We start from the raw sequence: 12,421 nt of genomic DNA, 5'->3' as shown, positions 1-12,421 counted from the left end.
GGCCGCGCCTTCGAGGCGCGGTTCGCTTATACGAGTCTTGACCCCATGCTTGTGCCCTCTCCCTGGCGCGCCGACTTTCCGGCCATCGCCACCCTGCAACGGCAAGACCAGACCTATCTGGATAACGCCGCCACCACGCAAAAACCTCAAGCCCTGCTGGATGCCATCGGCCATTACTACGTCAATGGCGCTGCCAACGTGCACCGTGCCCAGCATTTGCCGGGGGCCCATGCAACACAGGCGTTCGAGGACAGCCGCAGCAAGGTCGCACAATGGCTGAATGCAGGCGACAGCGGGCAAATTATCTTTACCCACGGCGCAACCTCTGCGCTGAACCTCCTGGCCTATGGCCTTGAGCACTTATTCAACGCGGGCGATGAAATTGTCATCAGCGCCCTGGAACACCACGCCAACCTGCTGCCCTGGCAGCAGTTGACCAAACGCCGCGCGCTCACACTGTTGGTATTGCCGCTGGGCGATGACGGCGTGATTGACCTTGAAGCCGCCGCCGCATTGATCGGCCCGCGCACGCGACTGCTGGCGGTGAGCCAGTTATCCAACGTCCTCGGTGCCTGGCAGCCGCTGGAAGCCCTGCTACCGCTGGCCCGCGCCCACGGCGCCCTGACGGTGGTGGACGGGGCACAGGGCATCGTCCATGGCCGGCATGATGTGCAGGCCCTGGGTTGCGACTTCTATGTATTTTCCAGTCACAAGCTGTATGGCCCGGATGGCGTCGGCGTGCTGTATGGCCGCAACGAAGCCCTGCATCACCTGCGCCACTGGCAATTCGGCGGCGAAATGGTGCAACAGGCCGACTACCACAGCGCCAGCTTTCGCCCTGCCCCGCTGGGTTTCGAGGCCGGTACCCCGCCGATTGCCGGCGTGATTGGCCTGGGCGCGACCCTGGACTACCTGAACTCCCTGGATCTGCCGGCGGTGGTCGCCCATGAAGCGGCCCTGCATGACTACCTGCTGCGCGGGCTGAAAGCTCGCAACGGCGTACGCGTACTGGGAGCGCCACAGGTGGCGTTGGTCAGCTTTGTAGTCGAAGGCGTGCACAACGCCGACCTTGCCCACCTGCTGACTGAGCAAGGCATTGCAGTGCGCGCCGGCCATCATTGCGCAATGCCGCTGCTCAAGGCGATGCATTTGTCGGGAGCGATCCGTGTATCCCTGGCGCTGTATAACGACTCCGATGACCTGGAACGCTTCTTTGAAGCCCTGGACCAGGCGCTGGATATGTTGCGGTGAGCCTGCCAGTGGATGCGCTGGCTGCGCTGGAAGCCTTCCAGTCTGTCGGCAGCTGGGAACAACGCGCGCGAATGTTGATGCAGTGGGGTGAACGTCTGCCCGCATTGGCGAATGAAGATAAGGTCGATGCCAACCTGGTGCAGGGCTGTGAGAGCCTGGTGTGGTTGGTGGGGCGCCTGGAGCAGGGTCATTGGCAATTCGCCGCGAGCAGCGATGCGCGGATGATCCGTGGCTTGGTGGCGTTGCTGCTGGCGCGGGTCAACGGATTATCGGCGGCTGAATTGCAGGCGGTCGACTTGCCCGACTGGTTCAATCAGTTGGGGCTTTCCCGCCAGTTGTCGCCGTCGCGCAGCAATGGGCTGAACGCGGTCTTGCAGCGCATGCGCGAACTCAGCCATACACACAACTGAATGTGGGAGAGGGCTTGCCCCCGATGAGCATGGGTATCTACACAACTTTGGCTCAACGCTGAACGCGCGGCAGATAGGGCTGTTGTGGCGAGCGGGCTTGTCCCGCGTTGGGCTGCGAAGCAGCCCCAGTCAAGAAAAACGCGGTGTATCAGACACTCTGTAGCGGCTGGTTTTGGGGCTGCTTCGCAGCCCAACGCGGGACAAGCCCGCTCGCCACAGGGAGATTTGTCAGGGGCTGAAAAGTTGCGTAGATACCCATGCTCATCGGGGGCAAGTCGAATCGTCGCACCGCCCCTCCCACATTTTGAGCGGTGTAAAGTTCTGAGATTCAGCTGGGTTTGACCCGCTCCGAGGGCCTACGCACCCCGGCCACGATCTTGTCCACCGCCTTGGTCGCCGCGACCATGCCGAAGGTCGCGGTCACCATCATCACCGCGCCAAACCCGCCGGCGCAGTCCAGTTTCACGCCATCACCGACAAAGCTCTTCTGCAAACAAATGCTGCCGTCCGGCTTCGGATAGCGCAGTTGCTCGGTGGAAAACACGCACGGCACGCTGTAATGACGAGTCACGGTACGCGAGAAACCATAGTCACGGCGCAGGGTCGAGCGCACTTTCGAGGCCAGGGGATCGTTGAAGGTACGGTTCAAGTCGCACACCTGGATCAGCGTCGGGTCGATCTGCCCGCCGGCGCCACCGGTAGTGATGATCTGGATCTTGCGGCGCTTGCACCAGGCAATCAGTGCGGCCTTGGCGTTGACCGCGTCGATGCAGTCGATCACGCAATCAATGTTCGGCGTGATGTACTCGGCCATGGTGTCACGGGTCACGAAGTCTGCTACCGCATGCACGGTGCAGTCCGGGTTGATGCCGCGCAGGCGCTCGGCCATGACCTCGACCTTGGGCTTGCCCACGGTACTGTCGAGAGCGTGCAACTGGCGATTGCTGTTGCTGACGCAGACATCGTCCAGGTCGAACAGCGATATCTCCCCTACGCCGCAACGGGCGATGGCTTCCGCCGCCCAAGAGCCGACACCGCCGACGCCGACGATCGCCACATGGGCCGCCTTCAAGCGGTCCAGGCCTTCAATGCCATACAAACGGGCGACGCCTGCAAACCGCGGATCTTCTGTGCTCATGACCATTACCCCAAAAACCGGCGCGCATTATAGGGCCACACCGCGACAAGTTCTAAGCTTCAAGCTACAAGTAAAGAACTTAGGTGAACATTCGCGGACTAACGTCCGGCTTTTCGCTGTCCGCTATACGCTCAGTGAGACGCCGGTGTAGGATGCGCGCCGTTCGGCGCAGGCCGACACCTCTTTTCGTTCCACACCCTTTGGAACCCGAAATCGCCATGTCATCGCGTAAATTTGGACTCAACCTGGTGGTGGTGCTGGCAATTGCCGCGCTATTCACCGGCTTCTGGGCGCTGATCAACCGCCCGGTCACTACCCCCAACTGGCCTGAACAGATCTCCGGTTTTTCTTACTCGCCGTTTCAACAAGGCCAGTACCCGCAGAAAGACCAATACCCGACCGACGACCAGATGCGTCGCGATCTGGAGATCATGAGCAAGCTGACGGACAACATCCGTACCTACTCGGTCGACGGCACCCTGGGGGACATCCCCAAGCTGGCGGAAGAGTTCGGCCTGCGGGTAACCCTGGGGATCTGGATCAGCCCGGACCTGGAACGCAACGAGCGTGAAATCCAGCGGGCTATCGAGATCGCCAACAGCTCGCGCAGCGTCGTGCGGGTTGTCGTGGGTAACGAAGCGTTGTTCCGTGAAGAGATCACCCCCGAGGCGCTGATTGTGCTGCTGGATCGGGTGCGCGCCGCCGTAAAAGTACCGGTGACCACTTCCGAGCAATGGCATATCTGGGAAAAGAACCCGCAACTGGCCAAGCACGTCGACCTGATTGCCGCGCACATCCTGCCGTTCTGGGAATACATCCCGATGGACAAGGCCGGCCAGTACGTACTCGACCGCGCCAGGGATCTGAAGAAATTGTTCCCGAAAAAACCGCTGCTATTGTCGGAAGTTGGCTGGCCAAGTAACGGCCGTATGCGCGGAGGTAATGAATCGTCCCCGGCAGACCAGGCGATTTACCTGCGTACGCTGGTGAACAAGCTGAACCGCCAGGGCTACAACTACTTCGTGATCGAGGCTTTCGACCAGCCTTGGAAAGTCAGCGACGAAGGTTCGGCCGGCGCTTACTGGGGCGTGTACAACGCCGCGCGCCAGCAGAAGTTCAACTTCGAAGGGCCGGTAGTTGCGATCCCGCAATGGCGCGTCCTGGCGATCGGATCGGTGGTGCTTGCACTGCTGTCCCTGACCCTATTGATGATCGACGGCTCGGCCCTGCGCCAGCGTGGCCGCACCTTCCTGACCTTTATCGCGTTCCTCTGCGGTTCGGTATTGGTGTGGATCGGCTACGACTACAGCCAGCAATACAGCACCTGGTTCAGCGTGACCGTCGGCATCTTGTTGGCCCTGGGCGCGCTGGGCGTGTTCATCGTGTTGCTGACCGAAGCCCACGAGTTGGCAGAAGCGGTATGGACCCACAAGCGTCGGCGTGAATTCCTGCCGGTAGTGGGGGATTCGGACTACCGCCCGAAAGTGTCGATCCATGTGCCGTGCTACAACGAGCCGCCGGAGATGGTCAAACAGACCCTCGACGCCCTGGCCGCCCTCGATTACCCGGACTACGAAGTCCTGATCATCGACAACAACACCAAGGACCCGGCCGTGTGGGAACCGGTGCGCGACTATTGCGCCACCCTCGGCCCGCGCTTCAAGTTCTTCCACGTGGCCCCACTGGCCGGCTTCAAGGGCGGCGCGCTGAACTACCTGATCCCGCACACCGCCAAGGATGCCGAAGTGATCGCCGTGATCGACTCGGACTACTGCGTGTCGCCGAACTGGCTCAAGCACATGGTGCCGCACTTCGCTGACCCGAAAATCGCCGTGGTGCAGTCGCCGCAGGATTACCGCGACCAGAACGAAAGCACCTTCAAGAAGCTCTGCTACGCCGAGTACAAAGGCTTCTTCCATATCGGCATGGTCACCCGTAACGACCGCGACGCGATCATCCAGCACGGCACGATGACCATGACCCGACGCTCGGTGCTCGAAGAACTGGGCTGGGCCGACTGGTGCATCTGCGAAGACGCCGAACTGGGCCTGCGGGTATTCGAGAAAGGCCTGTCGGCGGCGTACTACCACGACAGCTACGGCAAGGGCCTGATGCCGGATACCTTTATCGACTTCAAGAAACAGCGCTTCCGCTGGGCCTATGGCGCGATCCAGATCATCAAGCGTCACACCGCCAGCCTGTTGCGCGGCAAGGACACTGAGCTGACCCGTGGCCAGCGCTACCACTTCCTCGCGGGCTGGTTGCCGTGGGTGGCAGATGGCATGAATATCTTCTTCACCGTCGGCGCACTGTTGTGGTCGGCGGCGATGATCATCGTGCCGACGCGGGTCGACCCGCCGCTGTTGATTTTCGCGATCCCGCCGTTGGCGTTGTTTGTGTTCAAGGTTGGCAAGATCATTTTCCTGTATCGCCGTGCGGTAGGGGTGAACCTCAAGGATGCGTTCTGCGCCGCACTGGCTGGCCTGGCGTTGTCCCACACCATCGCCAAGGCGGTGTTGTATGGCTTCTTCACCACCAGCATTCCGTTCTTTCGCACACCGAAAAACGCGGATAACCACGGCTTTTGGGTCGCGATTTCCGAAGCGCGCGAAGAAATGTTCATCATGCTGCTGTTGTGGGGCGCGGCGCTGGGGATCTACCTGGTGCAGGGCCTGCCGAGCAATGACATGCGTTTCTGGGTGGTGATGCTGCTGGTGCAATCGCTGCCGTACGTGGCGGCATTGATCATGGCGTTCCTGTCGTCGCTGCCGAAACCGGCGCCGAAGGTGGAGCCTGTCACCGTCGCGTAAAAACTTGCGCAATGCACTAAACGGCGGCCTCTGGCCGCCGTTTTGCTATAAGATAACGGCCGTTTTATGAGTCTTGGCCTCGGCCAATGCTTTGTGTGGGAGGGGGCTTGCCCCCGATGGCGGTGGGCCAGTCAACAGATGCAGTGACTGACACTCAGCCATCGGGGGCAAGCCCCCTCCCACACTGAATCTGCGCCACCCTACGTCCTGCGCCCATTACACGCTTTCCGGAGTTTTACCATGACGGCCCATGCCGATCTTTCGCCGACCCTTCAACTTGCCATCGACCTGATCCGTCGCCCCTCGGTGACGCCGATCGACGCCGATTGTCAGAAGCTGATGATGCAGCGCCTGGGCGACGCCGGTTTTGCGCTGGAGCCGATGCGCATCGAAGACGTGGACAACTTCTGGGCCACCCACGGCAAGCATGACGGCCCGGTATTGTGCTTTGCCGGCCACACCGACGTGGTGCCGACCGGCCCGGTACAGGCGTGGCAAAACGACCCGTTCGACGCACTGATCGACGAAAACGGCATGCTCTGCGGGCGCGGCGCGGCGGATATGAAAGGCAGCCTGGCCGCGATGCTGGTTGCCTCCGAGCGCTTTGTGAAGGACTACCCGGACCACAAGGGCTCGGTCGCCTTCCTGATCACCAGCGATGAAGAAGGCCCGGCGCACCACGGGACCAAGGCCGTGATCGAGCGCCTGGCGGCACGCAAGGAACGCCTGGACTGGTGCATCGTCGGCGAACCGTCGAGCACTGCTCTGGTGGGCGACGTGGTCAAGAACGGCCGTCGCGGCTCCCTCGGCGCCACCCTGACCGTGCGCGGCGTACAAGGCCACGTGGCCTACCCGCACTTGGCAAAGAACCCGATTCACCTGGCCGCGCCAGCCCTGGCTGAACTGGCCGCCGAGCATTGGGACAACGGCAACGCCTTCTTCCCGCCGACCAGCTTCCAGATCTCCAACCTCAACTCCGGCACTGGCGCCACCAACGTGATCCCGGGTGACCTGACGGCGGTGTTCAATTTCCGCTTCTCCACCGAATCCACCGTCGAAGGCCTGCAACAACGGGTCGCGGCGATTCTCGACAAGCATGGCCTGGACTGGCATGTGGAATGGGCGCTGTCGGGCCTGCCGTTCCTCACCGAGCCAGGCGCGCTGCTCGACGCCGTGTCGGCGAGCATCAAGGCGATCACCGGCCGTGAGACCCAGGCATCCACCAGCGGCGGGACCTCCGATGGACGGTTCATCGCCACGCTGGGTACCCAGGTGGTCGAACTGGGCCCGGTGAACGCGACGATCCACCAGGTCAACGAACGCATCCTGGCCAGCGACCTCGACGTGCTCACCGAAATCTACTACCAGACCCTGATCAAGTTGCTCGCCTGATGCTGGCCTGCCCCATTTGCAGCGCACCGCTCAACGCGGTGGACAATGGCGTGGCGTGTCCCGCCGGGCACCGTTTTGACCGTGCGCGCCAGGGTTATCTGAACCTGTTGCCGGTGCAGCACAAGAACAGCCGCGACCCGGGCGATAACCTGGCGATGGTCGAGGCGCGCCGCGACTTCCTCAACGCCGGGCACTACGCCCCGGTGGCCAAGCGCCTGGCCGAACTGGCCGCCGAACGCACGCCGCAACGCTGGGTGGATATCGGCTGCGGCGAGGGTTACTACACCGCACAGATCGCCGACGCCCTGCCCCACGCCGACGGCTACGCCCTGGATATCTCCAAGGAAGCGGTCAAGCGTGCGTGCAAGCGCAACCCGGCGCTGACCTGGTTGATCGCCAGCATGGCCCGCGTACCCTTGGCCGATGCCAGCTGCCAGTTTCTCGCCAGTGTGTTCAGCCCGTTGGATTGGCAAGAGGCCAAACGCCTGCTCAGCCCCGGCGGCGGCTTGATGAAAGTCGGCCCCACCCGCGGCCACCTGATGGAACTGCGCGAGCGCCTGTACGACGAAGTGCGCGAGTACACCGACGACAAGCACCTGGCACTGGTACCAGACGGCATGAGCCTGGCGCACAGCGAGACCCTGGAGTTCACCCTGAGCCTGGCTGAGCCCAAGGACCGCGCTAACCTGCTGGCCATGACGCCCCACGGCTGGCGCGCCAGTGCCGAGCGCCGTAGCGAGGTGATTGAGGCCGTCGAACCGCTGCGGGTCACCGTATCGATGCGTTACGATTATTTCGTGCTTCAATAACCGACTTTTCGGGCACTGCGCCCCCCCTAAGCATCCGCGAATGGATTTTCGAATCCCGCAACGAGGAACATCCATGCGCCAACCCGATATCGAGATTTACCTGAAGGACGCCGACGTCGACCACAAGGCCATTGCCGCCTGGCTGGGCGCCGCCCTCGGCCCGTGCAGCGACTGGGTGCAGAAGGGTCAGACCTACAAGTGCAAGGCCGGCAACGTGCCCGTGACCTGGCTGCCGAAAGCCGTAGGCAAGTGGAACAGCCTGTATCTGGAAAGTGACCAGACGCCGTGGGAAGACGACATTGCCTGCGCCCGCGCTGCGTTTGCTGCGCTGAATGTGGAAGTGCGCTGCGCGCCAGGGAGCTGGGTCGAGGAGGAAGGTGAGGAAAGCGCCGACACCTGGATTCGCATCAGCACAGACGGTGAAGAGCAGATCACCTGGAAAACTGCCTGAGCCTGAGCGGTAAACCACAATCAACATGTGGGAGGGGGCTTGCCCCCTCCCACATGGGTCCTGCGGTGTAACAAATCCGCATTACAAACCGACCACATCCTCTGCCTGCAAGCCCTTCTCGCCGCTCACCACGGCGTATTCCACCTGCTGGCCCTCGGCCAGGGAACGATGGCCCTCGCCACGAATGGCGCGGTAGTGCACAAACACATCCTTGCCATCTTCACGCTGGATAAAGCCATAGCCCTTGGCGTCGTTGAACCACTTCACATTACCGGTTTCACGCGTTGCCATCTGTTCACCCCCACTTGATTGTTATTGTTGAGTCGGTCGCGTTGAACTGCCGAGTATAAGACAGGCTCAAAAACGATCAACTCAAGTTTACATCGCTGCTTTTTTGCCGATTTTCGGCGAATACGGCACACTACCCGCCCGAGCACCTGCTCGGTTTTTCCCACTTGAAGCAGCTCGCCTATGACCCGCTCCCCGTTCCGCCGTCTGGTGTTTGGCACCTTGCGCCGACTGCTGTACCTCTGGGTTCGCTCGGAGACGATCAACCAGTCGTCCCTAACCCTTAACCTCGACCGCAGCCGACCGGTGTTCTATGTCCTGCAATCGCCCTCTCTGACCGAACTGGCCGTAGTCGACGCCGAGTGCACCAAGGCCGGCCTGCCGCGCCCGGTGTTGCCGGTGTCGGTGGGCCCGCTGATGGAGCCCGCGGCATTCTTCTACCTCACGCCCGAGCCCGATTGGCTCGGCCGCCAGGACAAGCGCGGCGCGCCGCCAACCCTGACCCGCCTGGTCGACACCCTCACCGCGCACGCCGAAGAGAATGCACAAATCATTCCGGTCAGCGTGTTCTGGGGGCAGTCACCCGAGAGCGAGTCCAGCCCGTGGAAACTGCTGTTTGCCGACAGTTGGGCCGTCACCGGGCGCCTGCGTCGTTTGTTGAGCATCCTGATCCTCGGGCGCAAGACCCGCGTGCAATTCTCCGCGCCCATCAACCTGCGTGAATTGATCGAGCACAATAAAGGTCACGAACGCACCGTGCGAATGGCCCAGCGCATCCTGCGTGTGCACTTTCGTAACCTGAAAACCGCTGTCATCGGCCCCGACCTGTCCCACCGCCGCAACCTGGTGAAGGGCCTGGTGAATATGCCGCTGGTGCGCCAAGCCATCGCCGACGAAGCCGAGCGCGAAAAGATCAGCCCCGAAAAGGCCAAGGCCCAGGCGTTGCGCTATGGCAACGAGATTGCCTCGGACTACACCTACACCGCGATCCGCTTCCTGGAAGTGGTGCTGAGTTGGTTCTGGAACAAGATCTACGACGGCATCAAGGTCAATAACATCGAAGGCGTGCAAAAAGTTGCCCAGGGCTACGAAGTTATCTATGTCCCATGCCACCGCAGCCATATCGACTATCTGTTGCTGTCCTACCTGCTGTTCAAGAACGGCCTGACCCCGCCGCACATCGCCGCCGGGATCAACCTGAACATGCCGGTGATCGGCAGCCTGCTGCGCCGTGGCGGTGCGTTTTTCATGCGCCGCACCTTCAAGGGCAACCCGCTGTACACCTCGGTGTTCAACGAATACCTGCACACCCTGTTCACCAAGGGCTTCCCGGTGGAGTACTTCGTCGAAGGCGGGCGCTCGCGCACCGGGCGCATGCTGCAACCGAAAACCGGCATGCTGGCAATCACCCTGCGCAGCTTCCTGCGCTCCTCGCGCATGCCGATTGTGTTCGTGCCGGTGTATATCGGCTATGAGCGCGTACTCGAAGGCCGCACTTACCTCGGCGAACTGCGTGGCGCGAGCAAAAAGAAAGAATCGATCTTCGATATTTTCAAAGTGGTCGGCGCGCTCAAGCAGCGTTTTGGCCAAGTCGCGGTCAACTTTGGCGAACCGATCAAACTGGCGGAATTCCTCGATGCCGAGCAACCCGACTGGCGCGCCCAGGAGCTGGGCCCGAACTACAAGCCGGCGTGGCTCAACGAAACCACCAACCGCCTCGGCGAACAGGTAGCGCGGCATTTGAACGAAGCCGCGGCAGTCAACCCGGTGAACCTGGTGGCCCTGGCGTTGCTGTCCACCACGCGCCTGGCCCTGGACGAACAGGCCATGGCCCGTCAGTTGGACCTGTACCTGGCGCTGTTGCGCCGCGTGCCCTACTCGCCCCACACCACGCTGCCCGAAGGCGACGGCATGGCGCTGATCAAGCACGTCAAGGACATGGACCTGTTGTCGGAACAGAGCGATGCCCTGGGCAAAATCCTGTACCTGGACGAGCAGAATGCTGTCCTGATGACCTACTACCGCAACAACGTACTGCACATCTTCGCCCTGCCGGCGCTGCTGGCGAGCTTCTTCCAGAGCAGTTCGCGCATGAGCCGCGAGCAGATCCTGCGCTACACCCACGCGCTGTATCCGTACCTGCAATCGGAGCTGTTTATCCGCTGGTCGCTGGAAGAGTTGGATACGGTGATCGACCAGTGGCTGGAAGCGTTCATCGAGCAAGGGCTGCTGCGCTTCGAAAACGACGTATACCTGCGCCCGGCACCGAGTTCACGGCACTTTGTATTGCTGACGCTGCTGTCCAAGAGCATCGCCCAGACCCTGCAACGCTTCTACATGGCGATCTCGCTGTTGCTCAACAGTGGCCAGAACAGTATCAGCGCCGAAGAGCTGGAAGACCTGTGCACGATCATGGCCCAGCGCTTGTCGATCCTGCATGGCCTCAATGCTCCGGAGTTCTTCGACAAGAGCCTTTTCCGACATTTTATCCAGACGCTGCTGGAGCAGGATGTGCTGCGCCGCGATGAAGCCGGCAAATTGAGCTATCACGACCTGCTCGGCGAACTGGCTGAAGGCGCCGCCAAGCGCGTGCTGCCGGCCGAAATTCGCTTGTCGATCCGCCAGGTGGCCTTGCATCGCGTGGATGGTGCTGGGGAGGCGCCAGTCGAACCGGCCCCGCTCAAGCCTGAAGAAAGCCGCTAGATTGAATAAGGTGCCGGAAGGATTCCGGTGCCGCTTACAAGGAGCCGCACCATGAAAAAAATCATTCTCCTGGGCCTCACCGCCCTGCTCGGAGCCTGCCAATCCATGCACCCTGCGCCCAAGGCCAGCCTCGACGGCGAGGTCTTCTACCTGCAACGCATCGCCCTGCCGCCGACGGCGACCTTGAGTGTCAGCCTGCAGGACGTGTCCCTGGCGGATGCGCCCGCCGTGACCCTGGCCGAGCAAAAAGGCCCGGTCAAAGGCCAGGTGCCGTTGCCGTTTCACCTGAGCTACGACCTCGCCCAGGTCAAGCCCGGCCACAGTTATTCGCTCAGCGCTCGCATCGAACTGGATGGCAAGCTACTGTTTATCACCACCGAACGGCACGCCGTGCAGCTCAACGGCCAAGACCCACAACCGCTGCGCCTGCGGGTTGATGCGGTCGCTCACTGAATTCATCGAACATAAGGAAGCGCCCATGCTCCGTAACTCCCTTCGCCTCACTGCCCTGTGCGCCGGCCTGCTGCTCGGCGCCAACGCCATGGCCTTGGACCTTGGCAGCCTGTCCCAGGGCGACGCCAGCGGCGGCCTCAAGGACGCACTGACCCAAGGCGCGCAGATTGCCGTGAAACAACTGGGCGTGCCCGGCGGCTTCAGCAACAACCCCGAAGTGAAGATCGGCTTGCCGGGCAAGCTGGGCAAAGTCGCTGACAAGCTGAAAATGTTCGGGCTGGGTGATCAGGTCACTCAACTGGAAGACAGCATGAACAAAGCGGCTGAAACGGCCGTGACCCAAGCCCAGCCGATCCTGGTGAACGCCGTGAAAAACATGAGCGTGACCGACGCCAAGGGCATCCTCACCGGCGGCCAGGACTCGGCCACCCAGTACTTGAACAAAAGCAGCCGCGAACAAATTCGCGCCAAGTTCCTGCCGATCGTCAAGGCCGCCACCGACAAGGTCGGCGTGGCCCAGCAGTACAACGCCCTGGCTGGCAAGGCTGCGGCCTTCGGTGCGGTCGACGCCAAGAGCGCCAATGTCGAGAACTACGTGACCGAGCAGGCGCTGGACGGTTTGTTCAAGATGATTGCGCAACAGGAAGAAACCATTCGCAAGAACCCGGCGGCGGCGGCCACCAGTTTGGCGAAGAAGGTGTTTGGCGCGCTGTAAG

Annotated in this window: 11 protein-coding genes; 9 read left to right on the top strand and 2 right to left on the bottom strand. The window is 61.8% G+C overall.

What is annotated here, in order from left to right; genetic code table 11:
- Positions 1-45 precede the first annotated feature (45 nt).
- Together P2T68_RS07830 and P2T68_RS07825 are read left to right on the top strand one after the other, a co-directional pair.
- Entirely contained in the window at positions 46-1,251 is a 1,206-nt protein-coding gene (locus P2T68_RS07830; protein ID WP_277379217.1) for a cysteine desulfurase, read from the top strand.
- A complete protein-coding gene (locus P2T68_RS07825; RefSeq protein WP_024073818.1) occupies positions 1,248-1,661 on the top strand; it encodes a SufE family protein in 414 nt (137 codons plus the stop codon). The genes P2T68_RS07830 and P2T68_RS07825 overlap by 4 nt, the downstream gene beginning before the upstream one ends.
- 328 nt (positions 1,662-1,989) lie before the next feature.
- Here the strand turns inward: P2T68_RS07825 and tcdA are convergent, their stop codons facing one another.
- Positions 1,990-2,805 (bottom strand): tRNA cyclic N6-threonylcarbamoyladenosine(37) synthase TcdA, encoded by an 816-nt coding sequence (tcdA, locus tag P2T68_RS07820; RefSeq protein ID WP_024073817.1) that lies wholly within the window; start codon positions 2,803-2,805, stop codon positions 1,990-1,992.
- A gap of 212 nt (positions 2,806-3,017) precedes the next feature.
- Between tcdA and P2T68_RS07815 the strand changes: the two genes are divergently transcribed.
- The 4 genes from P2T68_RS07815 (at position 3,018) to P2T68_RS07800 (ending at position 8,261) form a co-directional block, all read left to right on the top strand.
- A complete protein-coding gene (locus tag P2T68_RS07815) occupies positions 3,018-5,609 on the top strand; it encodes a glycosyltransferase (protein ID WP_168232374.1) in 2,592 nt (863 codons plus the stop codon).
- A 240-nt stretch (positions 5,610-5,849) separates the two neighbouring features.
- Positions 5,850-7,001, top strand: a complete 1,152-nt coding sequence (gene dapE / locus P2T68_RS07810) for a succinyl-diaminopimelate desuccinylase (protein ID WP_024073815.1) — start codon at positions 5,850-5,852, stop codon at positions 6,999-7,001.
- Positions 7,001-7,810: a putative RNA methyltransferase gene (locus P2T68_RS07805; protein ID WP_277379216.1), complete on the top strand. Its 810-nt coding sequence runs from the start codon at positions 7,001-7,003 to the stop codon at positions 7,808-7,810. Before dapE ends, P2T68_RS07805 begins: the two co-directional genes overlap by 1 nt.
- A 73-nt stretch (positions 7,811-7,883) precedes the next feature.
- On the top strand, positions 7,884-8,261 hold the full coding sequence (locus tag P2T68_RS07800) for a hypothetical protein (RefSeq protein ID WP_024073813.1): 378 nt from the start codon (positions 7,884-7,886) through the stop codon (positions 8,259-8,261).
- A gap of 81 nt (positions 8,262-8,342) precedes the next feature.
- Here the strand turns inward: P2T68_RS07800 and P2T68_RS07795 are convergent, their stop codons facing one another.
- Positions 8,343-8,552 (bottom strand): cold-shock protein, encoded by a 210-nt coding sequence (locus P2T68_RS07795; RefSeq protein ID WP_024073812.1) that lies wholly within the window; start codon positions 8,550-8,552, stop codon positions 8,343-8,345.
- 180 nt (positions 8,553-8,732) lie between these two features.
- On the opposite strand from P2T68_RS07795, the gene plsB reads away from it, so the two are divergent.
- From plsB to P2T68_RS07780, 3 genes are read left to right on the top strand one after another with little or no spacing between them, the layout of a single operon-like run.
- On the top strand, positions 8,733-11,252 hold the full coding sequence (gene plsB, locus P2T68_RS07790; RefSeq protein WP_024073811.1) for a glycerol-3-phosphate 1-O-acyltransferase PlsB: 2,520 nt from the start codon (positions 8,733-8,735) through the stop codon (positions 11,250-11,252).
- Positions 11,253-11,303: 51 nt separating this feature from the next.
- Positions 11,304-11,705, top strand: a complete 402-nt coding sequence (locus P2T68_RS07785; RefSeq protein ID WP_277379215.1) for a YbaY family lipoprotein — start codon at positions 11,304-11,306, stop codon at positions 11,703-11,705.
- A 25-nt stretch (positions 11,706-11,730) separates the two neighbouring features.
- A complete protein-coding gene (locus tag P2T68_RS07780) occupies positions 11,731-12,420 on the top strand; it encodes a DUF4197 domain-containing protein (protein ID WP_024073809.1) in 690 nt (229 codons plus the stop codon).
- Position 12,421 lies beyond the last annotated feature (1 nt).

Origin of the sequence: Pseudomonas sp. G11 (genome assembly GCF_029457515.1) — a bacterium.
GTDB classification, from domain to species: domain Bacteria; phylum Pseudomonadota; class Gammaproteobacteria; order Pseudomonadales; family Pseudomonadaceae; genus Aquipseudomonas; species Aquipseudomonas gorinensis.
The sequence above is the reverse complement of the archived record's forward strand: the minus strand, read 5'-3'. Positions and strand labels throughout refer to the sequence as shown.